Source organism: Streptomyces sp. NPDC001544, from assembly GCF_042894285.1.
Classification (GTDB): domain Bacteria; phylum Actinomycetota; class Actinomycetes; order Streptomycetales; family Streptomycetaceae; genus Streptomyces.
The window spans coordinates 153,617-173,602 of the sequence record NZ_JBIAVN010000014.1 but is presented as its reverse complement, the minus strand read 5'-3'; the positions used below and the strand labels follow the sequence as shown (position 1 = coordinate 173,602).

The window sequence follows — 19,986 nt, the reverse complement described above, 5'->3', positions numbered from 1 at the left end:
GCCAAGAGTCGGGAGGGTGCCCGGCACTCTCGAACGCCCCGCGCATCGTCAGCGGTAGACCGGTCCGACAGAGGCAGTTCGAAAGTTTCGAAGCCGCATTGGTGAGCTTCGATCTGCGGGTTGGGCGCACTGGATCCTACTTTGGCCAATTCACTCTCCCAAGCGCTCTCACCAGGCCAAACCTAGATCAAGCCCCTGAGTATCCCGGGTCCGAATGTTTCGAATGAGCTGCCGAAACTGTTGACAGATGGAATGGCTGGGCCAACACTCTTGCCCGCCAACCCACACCCCCACAGGCCTCGAGGAGGCGACACGACGTGAACGCATTCGATCACGCGCTGAGTCGAAGGAGCGCAGGCGCCCTACTGCTGGGCACGGCAGCCGGGCTGGCCCTGCCCGGTACCGCCCGCGCCGCCACGGTCATCACCACGAACCAGACCGGCACCAACAACGGGTACTACTACTCGTTCTGGACCGACTCGCAGGGCACGGTCTCCATGACCCTGGGCTCCGGCGGCAACTACAGCACCAGCTGGCGGAACACCGGCAACTTCGTCGCCGGCAAGGGCTGGAGCACGGGCGGACGACGGAACGTGACCTACTCGGGCAGCTTCAATCCGTCCGGCAACGGTTACCTGTCCCTCTACGGCTGGACGTCGAATCCACTCGTCGAGTACTACATCGTCGACAGCTGGGGCAACTATCGGCCCACGGGCGCGTACAAGGGCACCGTCACCAGCGACGGCGGCACGTACGACATCTACCAGACGACGCGGTACAACGCTCCGTCCGTCGAGGGCAACAGGACCTTCAACCAGTACTGGAGCGTACGGCAGTCCAAGCGGATCGGCGGCACCATCACCACCGGCAACCACTTCGACGCCTGGGCGCGAGCCGGAATGCCTCTCGGCACCTTCAAGTACTACATGATCCTCGCCACCGAGGGGTACCAGAGCAGCGGCAACTCCAACATCACGGTGACGTCGTGAAGACCGTACGACGGCTCACGGCGCGTCCGTCGGCGGCCGCCCTCGCGGCCGTCACGCTGGCCGTCGCCGGCGCGCTCACCATCGGCACCGCCCCGTCCCACGCGGCCACCTGCTCCGGCTACGTCGGACTCACCTTCGACGACGGTCCGTCCAACGCCCACACCCCTGCCCTGCTCAACGCCCTCAAGCAGAACGGGCTCCGGGCGACCGTGTTCAACGAGGGCCAGTACGCGGCCGCTTACCCTGCCCAGGTCCGGGCCGAGGCGGCCGCCGGGATGTGGATCGGCAACCACAGTTACACCCATCCGCATCTGACGGGTCTGAGCCAGGCGCAGATCGACTCCGAGATCTCCCGCACCCAGCAGGCGATCGCGGCGGCCGGCGGCGGCACGCCCAGACTGTTCCGCCCGCCGTACGGCGACACCAATGCCGCCGTCAGGGCGGTGGCGGCCAAGTACGGTGTGACGCAGGTCATCTGGGATGCCGACTCGCAGGACTGGAACGGTGCGAGCACCGACGCCATCGTCCAGGCCGTGTCCCGGCTGGCCAGCGGCCAGGTCATCCTCATGCACGAGTGGCCCGCCAACACGCTCGCCGCGATCCCGCGCATCGCCCAGACCCTGGCGAGCCGCGGCCTGTGCGCCGGCATGATCTCTCCGCAGACGGGCCACGCCGTCGCTCCCACGGGCTGAACCGCCCACGTTCCATGGGGGCTGACCCGGTCCGCGTCACCGTCGGTACGGCGGTCCGCACGCCGTACCGACCGGCGACAACAGCGCCGCACCCGCGTCAGGCGGACTTCGTGCCGCTCGACGTCCTCGTCATCCCGATCAGCCAGGCCGTCGCCACCAGAGAGGCAGCCGACAGAACGGTCAGCAGCCAGGGAACGGTATGGATCCCGGATGCTTCGATCCCCACGCCCAGCAAGGGCGGTGCTGCGACCCCGCCGATCATGGAAGCGGCGATCACCCAGGCGCCGGCACGCCTGGCCTCAGGGAGCACCTTGTTGAGCCAGGGCAGACCGGTCGGGAAGACCGGCGCGATGAACAAGCCCACACCGGCGTAAGCGAGGGGCGCCAGCGCCTTGACGAGTGCGAGCAGCAGGCAAAGGGTCATGCCCGCGGCGCACACGCCGAGGATGTACTCGGGGGCGTACTTCAACGTGACCGGCGCGACGAGGAAGCGGCCCGCTGTCATCATCAGCCAGTACACGGAGGTCGCGGACGCGGCCGCCGCCGCACTGTAGCCGACGGTCTCGAGATGGGTCGGCTCCCAGCCGCCGACGCCCGCCTCGACGGCAACGTTCAGTATGTAGAGGACGAGAAAGCCGACGAGGACACGGGAGAGGGCACCTCTTGCCCTGGACGTGCGCGGGCCCTCGGTGACGGTTCCCTGCGTGCGGACGCCCCCCGTGCAGAGGATCAACAGTCCGGCCATCGCGGCGCACACTGCGAACGTGTACGGGTAGTCGTCCGGCCCGAGCCACGCGATCAGCGCCGGGCCGAGTACCGCGCCGATGCCGAAGTGCGCGTTGAGGATGTTCAGCATGGCGGTGGACCTGCTCCCGAAGCCGACCGCGAAGAGCTGGTTCAGGCTGTAGTCGATGCCGCCGAAGCCCAGACCGCCGGCAAAAGCGGCGGCGAGGGCGGTCGGCCAGTTGGGGGCGAGCGCGAAGCCGGCACTGCCCGCCGCCATGAGTCCGTAACTCGTCGCAAGCAGTGCCCGGTTGGTGAGCCGGGAGCGGATGGCGTTGAAGAGGAGGACGCCCGCGACTCCGCCCGTGAAATGAAGACTCAGGCCGAGACCGGCGCTCCACGGGGCGAGGTCGTACTCGGCACGAAGGGCTGGAACCGCCGGGCCGTAGAGGGCCTGGAGCATGCCGATGAGGACGAAGCCGACGCAGGACGCGGCCGCGGCCGGACGGGTGAACAGCCGCTCGGTCTGCGGTGGTTCCAGAGCCGTGTCAGTCACTTGGTCTCCGAGAAGATGCAAGGGAACGCCAGGGGTGCGGCGCTCGGGAACGACTGCGGCGGTGGATGCTGGCCGCAGGGCGGTCTCTCGGACCCCGATCAGGCCCGAGGCCGTGCGCTGGGAGCGGGAACGCACTGACGACGGCGGACGGACCGGCTGGAAGAAGACCGACCACTGCTCGACTCACCCCAACGTACTGCCAGTTGACGCAACCAAGATCGCCGTTGTGGATCATCCGGCTCCACTGGCGCGTCCGGCAGTGCCGAAAAGACTCCGGCTTGTGCGTGCCATTCGCCTAACACGCCCTGGAGCAAGGGGTGGGGCTCAGGCAGCGAGCTCCTCGCGGAAGCCATGACGCATCTCCTCTCCGTTACCGTTAACGTGAACGCTAACGAATGGTCGCGCACACCGTCGGCGTGCGTCAATGCCCGGGCCGTCGGAGCCTGCGATCGGTCGACGGCTTGCCTGCGACGTGCGTCGGCCGCGCGGGAGGGGACGGCGACGTCAGGGGCGCGGCAGACCACTGAACCTGATTGACTTGGGCCTGGAGCAGCACGACAACGGGAGTGAGTGGGCACAGTGGCCGGACAGCGTGAAACGGAAGACCCGCGAGGACGGGACCCCCTCGCCACGAGGCCCGTCAAGCGCGTCACACTCCGCGATGTCGCCCAGGCCGCAGGCGTGTCCCATCAGACCGTCTCCCGTGCGGTCAACGGCAAAGGTGAGATCGACCCGGAGACTCAGCGTCGTGTGCTCGAAGTGGCCAGGCGGCTGCGGTACCGGCCGAGCCGGTTCGCCCGCGGGCTGGTCCGCCCGGATGTCGTGACAGTCGGGCTCATCGTCCCGGACGTGGTCAACCCTTTCTTCCCCGAGTTCGTCGCAGGGGTGATATCGGCTGCGGACGAGCGTGACTGGCAGGTGCTCGTCGCCAGCACCGAAAACGACCGGTCGCGAGAGCTGGCGCTGGTCCGCTCGCTCGGCCGGCAGGTCGACGCACTCGTCGGCTACCTCAGCCATCCCGACAAGCAGCTTGAGCCGTACCTGGAAAGCGTGCCGCTGGTCATAGTCGATCGAGGGCTGGACTCCTCGACTCACGCACTGGTCCACGTCGACACCGCGTCCGGCGTCCGGGCCGGAATGCACCACCTCATCGAGAAGGGGCATCGCCGGATCGGCCTGATCGACTGCGAGTGTGTCTGTGACCCGGTCGTAAGGCGCCGCACCTTCCTGGAAGTCGCTGCCCAGCACGCGCTGCCGGTCGATGACCGCTGGGTGGTCATGGGTGAACAGTCACCGGCCGGCGGCGCCGCCGCGTTCGAGGAACTGCAGACCACGTTCCCCGACATCACCGCTGTCTTCGCCTTCAACGACCTTGTCGCGATGGGCGCGTTGCGGGCCGCTCGCCGACTCGGCGTCCGAGTACCCGACGACTGCGCACTGGTCGGCTACGACGGACTGAGTATCACCGATCTCGTCGACCCGCCGCTGACCACCCTCCACCTCGACAAGCGGCGGCTGGGCGAACTGGCTGTCCACCAGGTCGACCAGCTCCTCACCGGCGAACTGCCCCCTCCCGCCGTACTCACGCCACGTCTGGACATCCGCGGCACCACATGACCCGTGCCGAGGAGGGAGCAGGGCGCCTGTAATGACGCCCGCCATAGACGTCACCCCCGCCGAACGGCGTTCCCATCCTGTGGAACATCGCCGACGGGGGCAGACCTGGTGAGCGTCGGCAGCAACGGGTCGCGTCCGGTCCGGAGACCGGTCACCGGTGCGACGGCAAAAGACAAAGGCAAGGAGATCTCTCTCCTTGCCACTACCAAGGTATAGCGCACTGGGGGGCTTGCGGCAAGACCCCCGTCGCGCCGCAGAATCGTCCACCAAGGCCACAACCTGCGGAGGCGAAGGCGCGGCATGCGTGTGTCGTTGTCGGCGTACGGGGACGCGGTGACGTCGAATCAGCGGTTGTAACGGCTGTGCGGTCACGGGTGCTCGAGGCGGAGACGCGGGGGAGGCCCGACTCGTCGGAGGGAAGGCAGTCAGGGATGAGGGCATGTGCGGCCAGCGGGGCGACAGAGCGGGAGGCCCCGGTGATGCGACCGGCCGGTTCAGTGCGACGGGGCACGGCCGTCTCGGGGGTACCGCGATGACCGAGCAGTATGTGGTGGACCTTTTGGAGGGGGACCCGCGGGTCGCGGTCGTCGGCGGCAAGGGCGGGCACCTGGGCGCGTTGTCGCGGATCGAAGGGATCCGTGTGCCGCGTGGCTTTTGCGTCACGACGGACGCGTTCCGGCGGATCGTGGCGCAAGCGCCGTCGATCGAGGACCGGCTCGATCAGCTGTCGCGCCTGAACCCGGACGACCGTGAGGCGATCCAGATGCTCAGCGCGCAGATTCGCCGGACCATCGAGGAAATCGCCGTCCCGGGCGATGTCGCGGCGGCGATCACCCGCGCGCTCGCCCGGCTCGGCGAGCACGCCGCCTACGCCGTCCGATCCAGCGCCACGGCAGAGGACCTGCCGACGGCGTCCTTCGCCGGCCAGCAGGACTCGTACCTGAACGTCGTGGGACCGACGGCGATTCTCCAGCATGTCAGCCGGTGCTGGGCCTCGCTGTTCACCGAGCGGGCCGTGACCTACCGCCGGCGCAACGGCATCGACCACCGTACGGTCCACATGGCTGTCGTCGTGCAGCAGATGGTCTTCCCCCATGCGGCCGGCATCCTGTTCACGGCCGACCCCGTTACAGGCAACCGGAAGGTTGCCACCATTGACGCCGGCTTCGGCCTCGGCGAGGCCCTGGTCTCCGGCCTGGTGAACCCGGACGTCTTCAAAGTCCGAGACGGCGAAGTCGTCGCCAAGACGATAGCCGTCAAACAGCGTGCTGTTCACGCCCTGCCGACCGGCGGCACGCGGGCAACGGCCATCGACTCGCAGTGGCAGGAAAAACCGGCGCTGACAGACGCACAGGTCGTGGAGCTGGTGCGGCTGGGGCGGCGGATCGAGGCGCACTTCGGCTGCCCTCAGGACATCGAATGGTGTCTGGACGACGACGGCTTCCAGATCGTTCAGAGTCGGCCGATCACGACGCTGTTCCCCATTCCGGAGACCGGAGATCAGGAGAATCACGTCTATGTCTCCGTCGGTCATCAACAGATGATGACCGATCCCATGAAACCCCTCGGGCTGTCCATGTGGCAGCTGACGGCCATGGTGCCCATGCACGCGGCCGGCGGGAGACTCTTCGTCGACGTCACTCGGCGCCTCGCCTCACCCGCGAGCCGCGCCGCCCTCCTGGACGTCATAGGGCGGGGCGATCCGCTGACGAGGGACGCGCTGGAAACCGTCCTCGAGCACGACGATTTCGTCCCGGCGCTTGCGGACGCGGGTCTCGGCAGGCCGCCGGCCGGCGGTGCGTCCGCCCCGATCGAGACCGATCCGGCCATCGTCACCGAGCTGATCGAGCGCAGCCAGGCGTCCATCGCCGACCTGCGACGCGACATCCGGACGAAGACCGGACCGGCTCTGTGCGACTTCCTGCTGGAGGCCTTCGAGGAACACAAGCGCGTCCTCAGTGATCCGCTGAGCATCCAGGCGATCATGGCCGGGATGGAGGCCACTTGGTGGCTCAACGAGAAGTTGCAGGAGTGGCTCGGCGAGAAGAACGCGGCAGACACGCTCACACTGTCCGCGCCCGGCAACGTCACCTCGGAGATGGGGCTGGCACTGCTCGACGTCGCGGATGTGATCCGCCCCCACCCGGAGGTTGTGGCGTTCCTGCAGAACGTCGAGGACGAAAGCTTCCTGGACGAGCTGGCGAAGCTCGCGGGCGGGACCGAAGTGCGCGATGCCCTCGAGGAATACCTCGACCGGTACGGCATGCGCTGTGCCGGCGAGATCGACATCACCAGGCCTCGTTGGCGCGAGAGCCCCACCACGCTTGTGCCGGCGATCCTCGACAACGTCAGGAACTTCGAACCGGGCGCCGCCCGCCTGCGCTTCGAGCAAGGACGGCAGAAGGCGCAGGAGAAGGAACAGGATGTGCTGTCCCGCCTGCGGGCCCTGCCGGACGGGGACCTGAAGGCCGAGGAGACCAAGCGGATGATCGACCGGGTCCGAACCTTCATCGGATACCGGGAGTACCCGAAATACGGCATCATCAGCCGCTACTTCATCTACAAGCAGGCTCTGCTGGCGGAGGCCGAGCGCCTCGTGCAGGCCACCGTGCTTCGTGAGAAGGAAGACATCTTCTACCTCACGTTCCAGGAGCTCCATGACGTCGTACGCTCCCACCACGTGGACGACCGGCTCATCCGGCAGCGCAAGGACGCGTTCCGGTCGTACCACGCGCTCACACCACCCCGGGTCCTCACCTCGGATGGCGAGACCGTCACCGGAACGTACCGACGCGACGACGTGCCGGCCGGTGCCCTGATCGGCCTACCGGTCTCCGCCGGGACGATCGAAGGCAGGGCCCGCGTCGTCCACGACATGGCGCAAGCCGATCTCGAGACGGGCGACATCCTGGTCACGGCCCATACGGACCCCAGCTGGTCGCCGCTCTTCGTCGGGATCTCGGGCCTGGTGACCGAGGTGGGCGGCCTGATGACCCATGGCGCGGTGATCGCCCGGGAGTACGGCCTGCCGGCCGTCGTAGGCGTGGAGCACGCTACCCGGCTGATCCGTGACAAGCAGCGGATCCGCGTGCACGGAAGCGACGGGTACGTCGAAATCCTCCCGTGACCGACCACACCGAGGAGGCCGGTGCGCCCTGACGCACTGCCACGAGCCGTCGCAGACGTTGCGGTTCGCGGCGGTGACGCGGTCGAGGTGCTCGCACATCCAGCGGCAGGCCGGGAGACGGAGGTATGCACCGGCCGCCGCAGTTCCGGGACGAGCGGCACCCTGGACGTCGTGCGGCGACAGCCCGGCGGATGTCGTCAACGCCGGTACCCGCGGGCGAGGTTCACCGACGGCCCGTGCCGGCGTCCAGGCGGACCGAAGCGGTGCGGTCAGGCCGGGCGGGCGGGCGGGGTGCCGGCCACGGCCGCGTTGTACAGGCGCCGGACATCGGAGCCGAAGTACGGGCTGTACGAGATGTCCGCGGTGGGCCCGCCGGTCTGCCAACCACCTATGCTGCCCACCACGTCTCCCGTCCGGGTGCGCGAGTTGAAGTTCGCCAGGAACGGGCCGCCGCTGGTACCCGACCGGTAGTCGTCGCAGGCGATCCGGAGGTACACCCCGGGTGTGCCGTCCGTGGGTGCGAACCGCTTCGTGGAGTTGGTGCAGGACAGAGGCTGGCGATCCGTGTTCGGGTAGCCGATGAGCCTGACTCGGGGAAACGCGTAACCGCGCCCGGTGGCAAGGGCGTTACCCCCTACGACGTCCTGCACCTGCCTGCCGTCGTTGCGGGCCCCGACCTGGACGAACGCCACATCCCACGGGGCACCCTTCACATGTCCGCGATCGTAGTAGCGTTGATCGATCCAGACCCGGCCGCGCCCCCGGGAGTCGCTGGCGACCGGGAAGATCCCGTGCGGTCGTGGGCTCGCCGCGGTCCACTGCGGCACGAACGCCATCGAGCCGCCACCGGCCCTGGCGTCCATGCAATGGCCTGCGGTCAGCACGATGTTGTGGTGCGGGCTGTTGATCACACTCGCGGTGCAGAAGTAGGATCCGCCGCCGCTCGCAGGTACATCCGCCCGATCATCGCCAGCCCGTCGAAGTGCGAGCTCGTAGGTCCGGCCCCCGTTGCCCGGGCGTGCAGCGCACGCTGTGACGAGGATTTTCCCGGCGCGTCCGGAAAGGGCTTGGCCTCCGCCATACGCTGATCGGTCCAGAACCGCATCGCCGCCGCGGCCGTCCAGTGCGGTGCGGCTGGAACGGCAGGGGAAGCGCCGGCTGGTTCGACCACCACTGTGGTGATCAGCCCGACGGCCACACAGGCGGCAGTCAATGAACTGAGCAGCTTGGTAGGTCTGTTCACTCGTGCGTTCCCCCGACGGGCGACCGGACAGGACAAGCTGACGATAGGGGACGACTACTCGATGATCGAACGATTTGCCGAAGCTAGAGGGAGGTGATGACCCGTCATGTGTTCGGCGGACCTTCGAGCCTGCCCCGACCGGGGCAGGCCGGGTCGGAGCGGCTACGTCGTCAGCGGGCGCTCGTGGTGCCGATGTCGACGATGTGGTTGTACCGCTCCACCAGCACGAAGAGCTTGATCTTCGTCGTCGTCTCCCCGCTGCCGAAGGTCAGAGTGACGACGACCTCATGGCCGTTGCCCACGGCGCCGTTGTCGCCCACCGTCCATTTCGCCGGGACGTTCTGGGCCCGCAGAACGCCGTCCTCCCCGTTCTCCTTCTCCCAGGCCGCCAGCCGCCTGGCGAAGTCGGGCGTCAGGTAGTGCTTGCGGAGCGCCGCGGCGAGCGTGACGTCCGGGTCCGCGTAGTCGTGGAACGCGTCGATGTAAGCGCCGTAGAAGTCGGCGACCCGGGTCACCACTTGGCCGGTCGTGCCGCTGACCGACTGTGGTGCGGCGGCGGACGCCTTTGCGGGGGCGTGAACGGACGCCTGTGCCGGCACCTGGGTCGACACACCGAGTCCGACAGCCAGGACGAGGCCGGCTGCGACGGCCACGCGGCGGCCCGTACGGCGGTGTGCGGGGGACTTGCTGTTCATCTGTGTCTTCCTCTTCTTGTCCGTCTGGTCCGTGGGCAGTTGCTCTCGGCCGACTCCGGCTTCAGTACCGAAGGCGCGTGCCGACTTGTCGCCACCCACCTCCTCCGCGTCCGTGTCGCACATGCGGCCCTCGGACACACAGAGGTGCCCCGGTACGGGGGCGCGGGGTGGTGTCGTTGCCATGCCGCTGCCGGGGCGGTCGTGCTGCCTCGGCCGGTGCGACACCCAGAGCTTCGAGGACGGCGGGAATCCACACAACCGTTGTCGCCGCACCAGCAGCGGTGGAACGGTCCCACCCTCGTTGACCTGCGGAAACAGACGGTACCTGGGATGCCTTGGGATCCCGTCCGGCCCCGCGCGGACGACTCGTGACGGTCAGCCGAACACCCGATGCGGCCGACACGGCAAGGGGCCGCGGTCCATGAAGAGGACAGCGGCCCCTGGCCTCATCCAGAATGACGCTTCATGACGCTTTGAACAGCGGGTGTCCCGCGACTACTTGACGTCGACGTAGTCACCGGCCGCCGTTGAGGCAGCGGTCGTGGTGTTGGCGACGAAGGACAGGCGGTAGTACCCGTCGGCTGTGGCCGTCGTGGTGGTCTTGAGCGCGCCACCGGTGCTGCTCGTGACCTTCTTCAGGGTCGTGTAGGTGTTGCTTCCCTTCTTGCGGTACTGGAGCAGCACCTCCTGCCCCGCGTAGCCCGCGTAGGTGCCGTTGTTCCAGTCGGCACGCTTCAGGCTGCCTGTGACCGTGACGGTCTTGCCCTTCTTCACCGGCTCCGGGGTGGCGTCGACGGTCACCTGGGACGCCTTCTTGATCCGGGTGGTTGCGACGTCGTCGTTGTAGCTTGCGTTGGCGTAGAGGTCGTACCCGCCGAGAAACAGCTTCCAGGTCCCTGCGACGCCGTTGTTCTTCAGGTCGGACGCGGCGTTGATGTGGAAGACGGCCTTGCAGGCGTAGACGCCGGTCCGGGTCGTCGACTCGGTGCAGGTGGGGTCGTCGTCAGTGCCCAGGGATCCGGTGATGGTGTCTGTGTTCGAGCTGTCCGTGCCCTGCCAGAGGAACGCTTCCGTGAGGGCCACCCCACTGGAACTGGTGGCCGTGTACGTCACGGTGACGGACTTTCTGGTGGCGGTGCCCAGAACGATGTCCTTGCCGCCGTTGATGACCGCCTTGGAGAAACTGATGTCGCCCAGCGAGGTGCGGGGATGGACGTCGTGGGCGGCGAAGGAGCCGAGTCTCGCGGCCGCGCCTGGACGCTCCGCCGCCTGAGCGGCTGCCGGAAGGCACAGCGCGGACAGAGCGACGGCGCCGGGAAGGGCCACCGACAGGGTACGTATACGCATGTGAATCTCCATTAGGTCGAAGGCAACCCGCCAGGGTCTCCGAGCAGGCATGCTGGGCGCGTGCGGCGCACAGGTCTCGTGCGCACCATACGTCGCGCGGTCCACCTCCTGTCGCCCTTGACGGCGCTGTACTGCCGGGACGGTGCCGCGGTGGTGGCCGGGACGGTCGCGAACCGACCGCCGAGGTCTGTGGCGGCGGACCCCACCCCGGCGACCTCGGAAGACACCGGGCGGAAAGACGACCCCGCGAGACGGCTGGGACGGCGGACCGAAAAACTCCTTTTCCCTCTCGCATCCTGCGTGTTGCCCTGATGGTCATGGGACGTGCGAAGAGGTTGACGACAACCGCCGTGGCCGGCGCACTCGCCACCACCGCCCTGGCCGCGGGCACCCCGTCGGCGGCGGCGCGAGCCGACAACGGCTGCGCGGAACTGGACGTCTGCTTCTACAAGACGGCGGACGACTGGGCGCGCGGGCAGCCGACGGGTTCGTACCGCGGCGTCACGTCGTTCCCGCAAGACCTCAAACCGGACGCCTACGGTGCCTACGCGGTCTACAGCGCCCTCAACGAGGAGCGGGCGATCCTGCACATGACCGCCGCGGGTGGCGGCGTGTACGGCATCTGCCTGGCACCCCACGAGGACCGGACGCTCCAGCCGGACACCGTGAGCACGGTCCAGATCGACGGCAAGGCGGGCTGCTGACCGCGCACCCCGGCGCGCGAGCACGACGGGGCCGGTTCCGCGCGCCCGGCATCGCCCGGCGTCTCGCGTGACGCTGCGAAGGCCCGTGCCGGAAGACCTTCCGGACGCCCACCGGCGGCTGCTGGACGAGTTGCGGCGCCTGAAACGCCGCCACGGCTGGACACTCGCCCAGCTCGCTCGGAAGACGGGCTACAGCGCGACCTCGTGGCACCGCTATCTGTCCGGGCGGGCGATGCCGCCGTGGGAAGCCGTCGACGCCCTTGGACGTCTCGCTTCCCAGGAGCGCAGCCGACTGCTGGCACTGTGGGAGGTGGCCGCGACCGCCGTCGCCCGGCAACCGGCACCGGGGCGGACAGGGCTCCCGCCCCGGGCCGCGAAGGCAACCGCAGCGGCGGCGACCGGTGCGGCCCCTCGCCCCGGATCTCGGACGACCACGCTCGGCGGTCTGCTGGGGACGGCACTGCTGCTGGCCTCGTTGCTGACCCTGCTGAGCCCTTGGGACGGCGGCGGTCGCCCAGCGTTCCGTGTCCCGGCTCCCCACGCGGCGCCGCCCGGCGCCCCCGAATGGCCCTGGCCGCTGCAGACCGCGACCGGATCACCAACGCGGGCGCCCTGTCTCGGCGACGGCTGCCGGGGCCGGGACCCGTACCGGATCGGCTGCGACCGGGGCAGTGTGCCGGTGCACACGCTCCGCGCCGACCACCGGACGCTATCGCTGTGGTACAGCCCGCTCTGCCGTGCGGTGTGGGCGGAGGTCGCCCCCGGCGCCGGAACGACAGATCTCACCGTCTCCGCCGACGGCCACGCGGTGACCGCACCCGCCGGCAACGCACGCACCGGCATGCTGGGCGCCACACCCGACAGGGCAAAGGGGAGCGTGGACCTGCCCGGCCGCCAACTCGGGGTCAGCGCCCGCACCTCCTGGATCGTGGATCAGTGAGCGTCCCGGCAGACGTGCAGAGTGGCCGCGTCGGTGCGCAGCGGGACGAAGCGGCCTTCGTCGTACGCCTCGTAGACACCCGCGCCCGTGCGGCGCAGCGGCAGGGCGTACCACTCGCCGACGTACACCGTCCACGGCGGTCTGGACACCAGTCTGCCGGCCGCGAAGCCCAACGTCTGGGCTCCCGTGACCCCGTCGGCGATCAGACCGTGGTTGCTCTGCCAGACGCGGGTGGCCTCCTGGGTACGGCCGTCGTAGCGGCAGGTGACGAAGGCCCGGGCGAGATAACCGTCCGCCCACAGTACGGACTGCCACAGGCCGACGAGATCACTGCGCGGATGCTCGCGGGCGTCGAGCAGCCCTTCGTCCCGCCAGTCGTCGCTGAGGGCGCCGCGGCCGGTGACATACGACGCCGTCGGCCGGTCGGCGGCACCGGCCGGTACGGACGCCAGGACCGTCGCGACGGCAAGGACGAGTACCACGCGCACTGGATGCAGCCCCCCGGTAACCCCCATGTCCCGCCTCTACCCGGCGACGGGAAATGGCAAGCAGTGCGCTTTTGCGACAGCAGCCGTGCCCGTACCGTCGGTTGGGCGTGTCGTCCGTGGCGGATGGTGTGAGGGGCCGGCAATGGGGGAGTGGCGGGCGTTACCGGAGGAACTGGAGCCCGATGTATGGGCCTTGGTGGACCGGCTGCGGAAGATGAAGGACGCCAGCGGGCTGAGCCTCGCGGCGCTGGCCGGGCAGACGCCGTTCAGCAAATCCGCCTGGGAGCGGTACCTGAACGGCAAGAAGCTGCCGCCCCGAGAGGCCGTCGAGGCATTGGGTCGGCTGGTGGGCAGCGATGCCGCAGCCCTGACATCCCTGTGGGAACTGGCGGAGCAGGCGTGGAACCGGCCGCACACTCCCCGCGCGGAGGGCGGCCCCAGCGAAGAGCCGGCGGCTGAGGCGGTGAAGCCGGCCACTCGGCTCGCGCGCCGGATGTCCCCGGGTGCGCGGCTGGCCGGCGTCCTCGTCCTGTCGGCCGCAGTGGCCGCCGGATTGGCGGCCTTCGCCGCCGCAGGCGGTCATGACGCGGCCGGCCCGCACGGGGTGTCCGCCACCCCGGCGACATCGACGACCGGCGCGGAAGCCGGTCCGGACACGCAGTGCTACTCGGACGGCTGCGCCGGACTCGACCCCAAGGACACCGGGTGCGCAGGCGACGCCTGGACCTCCGCCCTGATCCGGGTGGACGGGGTGTACGTCGAGCTGCGGTACAGCGACGCATGCCGGGCCGCCTGGGGCCGTATCAGCTGGGGCGTCCCCGGTGACGTGGCAGAGGTCGTCCCGGCACGCGGCAGACACATGCGGGAACGGGTGCACTACGACACCGATGTGTACACCGCCATGGTCCCCGCCTCCGACCCCTCGGAGGCGAAGGCCTGCACGCAGCTGCGCTCCGGTCGACACGGCTGCACGAAGCCGGGCGGGCAACGTCACCTGCTCGAGCCCCCCGAGCCGCCGGTGCCATCCCCTCACCCTTCCGGATCGTGAAGCCGGCCCGGTCCGCTCTCCCGCAGCAGGGCAGTGCAGTTCGGCGACTGACCGATGCAGGCGGGAAAGAACGGCCGGGGAGGCTTTCCAGGTCGCAGAGCGGCGAGCGTGTGCTCAGCGGGAGCGGGGTGTGGCCTTGGTGGCGTGGCGGGCGGCCTTGTGCTCCCAGTTCGGCATGGCCGACTACCCGGGCCGGCGAGTACCCCGGCCTGCGCCGCGAAGAGGTCGTGCCGCTCGCCGGGGTCAGTGTGGACTGGATAGCTCCGACACACGGCCCAGTCCTTCGCAGACCGGCACTCGGACGCTGCCGCTGCACGGCGTCGGCGGCCGCTCGGGACACGCACTGCATGCCAAAGGTCACCCGACCGTGCCACTCCGCGGCTGGGCAGCGAGCCCTTCCCGATTGAGATGCCGATCCATAGTCCGCCATCTCTCCGTTTCGACACGCAGGCCCAGGCACCTGCCGGAGGCTCAGCCGCTCGTTTTGGTTATGTGACCGGCGTCACATCCGGCTCCTGTCAGCAATTGCGGCGCCATCTCGTTCGAAGGGCACGCGAATGAGACAGGAGCAACGCCATGAAGCATCGCATCGTGGTACTCGGAGCCGGATACGCCGGGGCCTTCGCCGCCGGAAACCTGGGCCGCCGGCTCTCTCCGGCCGACACCGAGATCACCGTCGTCAACGCCGTGCCCGACTTCGTCGAGCGGATGCGGCTCCACCAGCTCGCCATCGGCCAGGACCTCACGTTCCGCAAGCTCACCGATGTATTCGCGGGCACCGGGGTGTGCCTGCGCCTGGCGCGCGTCACCGGTGTCGACCCCGAGCGCCGGACCGTCGCCGTGACCGGCGAGGACGGCGACGGTGAGCTCGTGTACGACACGCTTCTCTACGCGCTCGGCAGCTCCGTGGCCCACCACGGCGTCCCGGGCGTGGCCGAGTACGCCTTCGACGTGACCGGCCTGTCCTCGGCGCTGCGTCTACGCGAGCGCCTGGCCGGAATGGGAGAGGGCGGCGCCGTGCTGGTCGTCGGTGAGGGGCTGACCGGCATCGAGACCGCGACCGAGTTCGCCGAATCCCGGCCTGACCTCTCGGTCGCGCTCGCCGCCCGAGGCGAGTTGGGAGCCTGGCTCTCCGCGAAGGCCCGCCGTCACCTGCGCCAAGCCTTCGACCGGCTCGGCATCACCGTCCACGAGCACACCGACGTCGAAGCCGTCGAGCCGACACAGGCGATCGCCGCCGACGGCATGTCCATCCCGGCCGACGTGACCGTGTGGGCCGCTGGTTTCGCAGTGGACCCCATCGCGGCCGGCAGCGGTCTGAAGGTCGCCGAGACCGGCCAGATCGTCGTCGACGGCAGCATGCGCTCGGTCTCACATCCGGACGTCTACGCCGCCGGTGACTGCGCCTACGCGATCGGCGAGAACGGCCGGCCGCTGCCGATGTCCTGCGCTTCGGCCGGCGTCACCAACATGCAGGCTACCGCCGCGATCATCGCGCGCCTGACGGGCGGCAAGGTCCCGACCACCGGGCTGAAGTACTACGGTAACCACATCAGCCTCGGGCGGCGGGACGCGATCTTCCAGATGGTGGACGCGAACGTCCGGGCGAAGTCCTGGTACCTGGGCGGCCGGACCGCCGCGCGGCTCAAGTCGGGCGTGCTCAAGGGGGCGGGGTGGGGCATCGCCCACCCGACCTTCGGCATGCCGAAGCGCAGGCGCCGCCTGGCCACCTCGCCTGACCGGGCTGGCGTGAGGGCCGCCGCATAGGCTGCTCCCCATGGACAGGGCAGCCCTCGATCGGTTTGAGGCCAGCCGGGGCCGGCTGGCCTCGCTCGCGTACCGTCTGCTGGGCTCGGCCGCCGACGCCGAGGACGCCGTGCAGGACGTGTTCCTGCGCTGGCAGGCTACGGACCGGGAACGTATCGAGGTGCCGGAAGCGTGGCTGACCAAGGTCGTCACCAATCTCTGTGTTGACCGGCTCCGCTCGGCGCAGGCGCGCCACGAGCGAGCGGCCGGTGTGTGGCTGCCGGAGCCACTCCTCGAGGGCGACCCGATGCTCGGTCCGGCCGATACCTTCGAGCAGCGCGAATCGGTGTCCTTGGCCGTACTGATTCTCATGGAGCGCCTCTCGCCGGTCGAGCGGGCCGCTTACGTCCTGCGCGAGGCTTTCTCGTACCCCCACGCCGAGATCGCCGGAATTCTCGACATCACCGAGTCCGCGAGCCAACAGCATGTCCACCGGGCCCGGCGCCGGGTCGCCGCCGAGCGGCGCGGCGGCGGCCCGGTGGACCCCGCGTCCGCGCGCCGGATCGTCGAGGAGTTCCTCGCCGCCGCCACGTCGGGGCGCACCGAACGGCTGGTGGCTCTTCTCACAGACGACGCGACCGCAGTCTCGGACGGCTACGGACTGGCCAGGCGGCTGCTGCGGTACGACACCCGCGAGCGCATCGCCTCCTATGTGCGGGCCGGCTTCAAGCCCACGGCGGCCAAGCGGCGGCTGGCCGGCGGCTTCCCCGCGTTCCACATCGCGCTGGTCAACGGTTCCCCGGCCGTCCTCGCCGTGGTCGACGACCGGGTCGTGGGCGCCGTGGCGTTCGAAGTCGGCGACGGCAAGGTCGCGGCCCTGCACGGCATCGCCGCCGCGGACCGGCTCGCGCGCCTCGACGAGGCCTGGCGGCAGCACGAACCCGACGCGCCGGCCATCACCGTCTGGTGACCGGAGCCACCGGGATCCAGTGACCTGAGTCGGAGCAAGGACGGCACCCCTTCGGCCCCCGCGCTGCACAGCAGCACGGGGGCCGAAGCTTGTGCGGCTCCGGCCAGGACGAGTCCAGCGAACCCATCGACAAGCGACGTCGCTACTGCTCGATAAAGCCACCTCGGAGACGCATCCGATTCGCGGATATTTCAAGAATGAACAGCAAGGGTTCGGACCGATGTGTCCGTTCGAGCACCTGCCGACACGAGGGATACGGGAGGCGGCGTGCTCCTGGGCCCCCTGCACGGCGGTGCACCGGGGCCCAGTCCGAAAGCAGCCCGACCGTCTGCTGCGAGTCTCTTTCTCGGAGCTCCTCCGGTGCGGGATGGTGGGGTCGAGGCCGAGGTGACAGCTGCCCCGCACGCGAGAGGGCGCACCCGCTTTCGTTGTGAGCATGACTTGCAGACATCGGGGCAGGCGCCCTGCCGTCGGTCCGTGGCAGGCCGGCAGCGTGCAGTGACAGGGGAGGGAAGCATCATGGCGACAGTGACTGCGGCGAAGACGGACACGAACGTAAGCGGTTTGCCGGAGGTCGCTGATCCCTCCCAGGTGGCGCCGAAGGACGCCCGGCAGCTGACGCGCCTGTTCTTCGACCAGCTCGCGGTCCTCGAGGAGGGCACGCCCGAATACAGCTATGCGCGCAACACGCTGATCGAGATGAACATGTCCCTGGTCCGCTTCGCGGCCGGCCGGTTCCGCAGCCGCGGGCCGGAGGAGATGGAGGACGTCGTCCAGGTCGGCATGATCGGCCTGATCAAGGCGATCGACCGGTTCGAGCTGTCCCGGGAGGTGGAGTTCACCTCCTTCGCCATCCCCTACATCGTCGGCGAGATCAAGCGGTTCTTCCGTGACACCACCTGGGCCGTCCACGTGCCGCGCCGGCTGCAGGAAGCCCGCGTCCAGCTCGCCCGCGCCACCGAAGAGCTCCGCAGCCGCATGGGCCGTACGCCCACCGCCAAGGAGCTGGCGGAGCTGATGAGCCTCACGGAGGACGAGGTCATCGAGGCCCGGCTGGCCTCCAACGGCTACAGTGCTTCATCCCTCGACGCTGCGATCAGCAGCAGTGAGGACGGCGAGACGGCTCTGGCTGACTTCGTCGGCACCGACGACCGGGCCCTCGAGCTGGTAGAGGACTTCCACGCCCTCGCGCCGATGATCGCCGCACTCGACGAACGCGACCGGCAGATCATCCACATGCGCTTCGTCGAGGAACTCACCCAGGCACAGATCGGCGAACGCCTCGGCGTCTCCCAGATGCATGTCTCCCGGTTGCTCTCTCGCTGCCTGGCTCGGCTGCGGGAGGGAATGCTCACCACCCGCTGACAGGGACGATCACCTCGCCGTGCTTGAGGTCGAATGCGCACGACTGGTCCCGCTCGGCGTAGTACACGTACCAACGTTGTATACGGCAATGATGCGCGCATCCCGATGCTGGACATCAAGGGCAGAAGCTCTGTATCGACTGAGCACATGGGGCCGAGTCGTCCCGTGAGGGCGAGGTTGTGCAGGCGGGCGATGCCGAAGCACGGGCCCTGAGGGTCACTGAGTGCTGATCGTGATCTCCCCGACGCCGCCTGCTCGTTCTTGGGCGGCCAGGGCCTCCTGGTAGGTGACGTACTGGCGGGTTGTGCCGTCGGGCAAGTTCAGCTGGTAGACGATGGGGGTCTGCGGGGACACCCCGCCGCAGTTGCAGGTCATGTTCGTTCTCGTTTCGTGTCTCGGCGCTTGAGTGCCGGAGTGGCGGCCGTTGCGCTGTCATGCCGTCCGCATGCGCGCGCTCTGCAGTGCACCTGATGGGTGGTGCCCTGATGGCGTTCAGGTGTTGGTCAGTCCAGCCACCGGGAGGCCACTCCCGCGAGGTAGGACAGGCTCAGGGCGGTTGCCGGTGCCGTGAACCAGATGCTGTCCGTCAGGGCGAGGAGGCAGACGGTCACGGCGGTCGCGACCCATACGCTTGCGCACCATCCGCAGCTGGCCAGGTAGGCGGCCTTGGAGTCGTCGCCGAAGCGATCGGCGATATGTGATCTGAAGCCGGCCGCGAGCGTGTCTTTGGTGAGAAGGCGGGTCATGCGGCAAGTGGCGCCGAGGGCCAGCAGGAAGTCCGTCAGGCTCATGAAAGGCTCCCCTCAGTGCAGGTGGGCTTGGTGTGGGACCGGGCGGCGTGTATACGCTCGCCGTTAGGCTTGGAGGCCGGGTCGTCCCCCCGTCCTTGCGCAACGGGGGGACGACTTTGCAGGGGAAGGTGATCGGCTGTCGGCGAACCGTCAGGTCAGGTTGACCGTCGGACGGGTCCTGGCAACCGTCTGTCCCGACGGTGTGGTGCTGTTCCGGCCGAGGCGGGGTCGGGACCGGTCACACCGGCCGGCAGGGCGGCAGGGGACCGGTCGCCTGGACGGTGGTCCCCCCGACGGTGGCGGTGGCGGTGAAGCTGCCTGACAGTGCCTGCGCCAGGTTCAGACTGGTGTTGAGGGTGGCCGTGCCGGTGGCGTCGGTTACCGCGGTGCCGACCAACTGCCCGCCCACGAAGAAACTCACCGTCACGCCCGCGGTCGCAGGCGAGACACGCGCCCGCAGTGTTGCCGCGAAGGTGTTCGGCAGCGGGATCTGCGGGTTGAACTGCCAGCAGGACGGCAGCACCTGCACTGTCACGCCCGTCCCCGCACCTGTGATGTTGACGGTGATGGGGGTGGAGGTGACGTTGGTGCAGGAGCAGGCGGTGTTGGCCGCGGTGACCGTTGCGGTGACCGACGCCGCTCCGGCGGTGGGGAAGGTCAGCGATCCGGTGGCGATTCCGGAGGCGTTGGTGGTGACGGTCACCGGTGTCGCTCCGCCTCCGCTGAAGGTGACCGAGGCGCCGGAGACGGGTACACCGTTGCACAGTACGACCGCGGTCAGTGTGGTCGGCTGACCGGCCACCACCGCACCCGAGGGCGGCAGCAGGAACACCAGACAGGACGACGGGGCGCTGACGTTGACGGTGATGGGGGTGGAGGTGACGTTGGTGCAGGAGCAGGCGGTGTTGGCCGCGGTGACCGTTGCGGTGACCGATGCCGGCCCGG

General features: G+C 69.1%; 16 protein-coding genes and 2 pseudogenes. 10 read left to right on the top strand and 8 right to left on the bottom strand.

What is annotated here, in order from left to right:
- Positions 1–338: 338 nt before the first annotated feature.
- Both ACFY0F_RS29685 and ACFY0F_RS29680 read left to right on the top strand, forming a co-directional pair.
- Positions 339–989: a glycoside hydrolase family 11 protein gene (locus tag ACFY0F_RS29685; protein ID WP_388800888.1), complete on the top strand. Its 651-nt coding sequence runs from the start codon at positions 339–341 to the stop codon at positions 987–989.
- Positions 986–1,678 (top strand): annotated as a pseudogene (locus ACFY0F_RS29680) (polysaccharide deacetylase family protein); the annotation flags it as partial. The gene ACFY0F_RS29685 and the pseudogene ACFY0F_RS29680, both read left to right, overlap by 4 nt.
- Positions 1,679–1,778: 100 nt before the next feature.
- On the opposite strand, the gene ACFY0F_RS29675 reads toward ACFY0F_RS29680, so the two are convergent.
- The gene (locus ACFY0F_RS29675; protein ID WP_388800803.1) at positions 1,779–2,960 is read right to left on the bottom strand and encodes an MFS transporter; all 1,182 of its coding nucleotides are present in this window, start codon (positions 2,958–2,960) and stop codon (positions 1,779–1,781) included.
- Positions 2,961–3,539: 579 nt separating this feature from the next.
- On the opposite strand from ACFY0F_RS29675, the gene ACFY0F_RS29670 reads away from it, so the two are divergent.
- Both ACFY0F_RS29670 and rph read left to right on the top strand, forming a co-directional pair.
- Entirely contained in the window at positions 3,540–4,577 is a 1,038-nt protein-coding gene (locus tag ACFY0F_RS29670; protein ID WP_388800800.1) for a LacI family DNA-binding transcriptional regulator, read from the top strand.
- Between the two features lie 532 nt (positions 4,578–5,109).
- Positions 5,110–7,704, top strand: a complete 2,595-nt coding sequence (gene rph, locus ACFY0F_RS29665; RefSeq protein WP_388800798.1) for a rifamycin-inactivating phosphotransferase — start codon at positions 5,110–5,112, stop codon at positions 7,702–7,704.
- A gap of 269 nt (positions 7,705–7,973) precedes the next feature.
- On the opposite strand, the gene ACFY0F_RS29660 is transcribed toward rph, so the two are convergent.
- From ACFY0F_RS29660 to ACFY0F_RS29650, 3 genes are all read right to left on the bottom strand, one after another.
- Positions 7,974–8,615: a trypsin-like serine peptidase gene (locus ACFY0F_RS29660; RefSeq protein WP_388800795.1), complete on the bottom strand. Its 642-nt coding sequence runs from the start codon at positions 8,613–8,615 to the stop codon at positions 7,974–7,976.
- A gap of 502 nt (positions 8,616–9,117) precedes the next feature.
- Entirely contained in the window at positions 9,118–9,642 is a 525-nt protein-coding gene (locus ACFY0F_RS29655; protein WP_388800792.1) for a hypothetical protein, read from the bottom strand.
- A gap of 495 nt (positions 9,643–10,137) precedes the next feature.
- On the bottom strand, positions 10,138–10,989 hold the full coding sequence (locus ACFY0F_RS29650) for a hypothetical protein (RefSeq protein ID WP_388800790.1): 852 nt from the start codon (positions 10,987–10,989) through the stop codon (positions 10,138–10,140).
- A 317-nt stretch (positions 10,990–11,306) separates the two neighbouring features.
- Here ACFY0F_RS29650 and ACFY0F_RS29645 point away from each other — a divergent pair, with 317 nt between their 5' ends.
- Together ACFY0F_RS29645 and ACFY0F_RS29640 are read left to right on the top strand one after the other, a co-directional pair.
- Positions 11,307–11,693 (top strand): hypothetical protein, encoded by a 387-nt coding sequence (locus ACFY0F_RS29645; RefSeq protein WP_388800787.1) that lies wholly within the window; start codon positions 11,307–11,309, stop codon positions 11,691–11,693.
- A gap of 85 nt (positions 11,694–11,778) precedes the next feature.
- Positions 11,779–12,633: a helix-turn-helix domain-containing protein gene (locus ACFY0F_RS29640; RefSeq protein WP_388800784.1), complete on the top strand. Its 855-nt coding sequence runs from the start codon at positions 11,779–11,781 to the stop codon at positions 12,631–12,633.
- On the opposite strand, the gene ACFY0F_RS29635 is transcribed toward ACFY0F_RS29640, so the two are convergent.
- Positions 12,627–13,115: a peptidoglycan-binding protein gene (locus ACFY0F_RS29635; protein WP_388800781.1), complete on the bottom strand. Its 489-nt coding sequence runs from the start codon at positions 13,113–13,115 to the stop codon at positions 12,627–12,629. The two genes, ACFY0F_RS29640 and ACFY0F_RS29635, sit on opposite strands and share 7 nt — an antisense overlap.
- A 148-nt stretch (positions 13,116–13,263) precedes the next feature.
- Here ACFY0F_RS29635 and ACFY0F_RS29630 point away from each other — a divergent pair, with 148 nt between their 5' ends.
- From ACFY0F_RS29630 to ACFY0F_RS29615, 4 genes are all read left to right on the top strand, one after another.
- Complete coding sequence (locus ACFY0F_RS29630) at positions 13,264–14,169, top strand: DUF2690 domain-containing protein (RefSeq protein WP_388800778.1); 906 nt, start codon at positions 13,264–13,266, stop codon at positions 14,167–14,169.
- Between the two features lie 576 nt (positions 14,170–14,745).
- Entirely contained in the window at positions 14,746–15,936 is a 1,191-nt protein-coding gene (locus ACFY0F_RS29625) for an NAD(P)/FAD-dependent oxidoreductase (protein WP_388800775.1), read from the top strand.
- 10 nt (positions 15,937–15,946) lie between these two features.
- The gene (locus ACFY0F_RS29620) at positions 15,947–16,885 is read left to right on the top strand and encodes a sigma-70 family RNA polymerase sigma factor (RefSeq protein ID WP_388800772.1); all 939 of its coding nucleotides are present in this window, start codon (positions 15,947–15,949) and stop codon (positions 16,883–16,885) included.
- Between the two features lie 519 nt (positions 16,886–17,404).
- Positions 17,405–18,250 carry an RNA polymerase sigma factor SigF gene (locus tag ACFY0F_RS29615; protein WP_388800769.1) on the top strand — a complete coding sequence of 282 codons (846 nt, stop codon included), beginning with the start codon at positions 17,405–17,407 and terminating at the stop codon, positions 18,248–18,250.
- A 216-nt stretch (positions 18,251–18,466) separates the two neighbouring features.
- On the opposite strand, the gene ACFY0F_RS29610 is transcribed toward ACFY0F_RS29615, so the two are convergent.
- The 3 genes and pseudogenes from ACFY0F_RS29610 to ACFY0F_RS29600 all read right to left on the bottom strand — a co-directional run.
- A complete protein-coding gene (locus ACFY0F_RS29610) occupies positions 18,467–18,625 on the bottom strand; it encodes a hypothetical protein (protein WP_388800767.1) in 159 nt (52 codons plus the stop codon).
- 128 nt (positions 18,626–18,753) lie between these two features.
- Positions 18,754–19,041 (bottom strand): hypothetical protein, encoded by a 288-nt coding sequence (locus ACFY0F_RS29605; RefSeq protein ID WP_388800765.1) that lies wholly within the window; start codon positions 19,039–19,041, stop codon positions 18,754–18,756.
- Between the two features lie 238 nt (positions 19,042–19,279).
- A pseudogene (locus ACFY0F_RS29600) lies at positions 19,280–19,986 on the bottom strand (hypothetical protein); the annotation flags it as partial.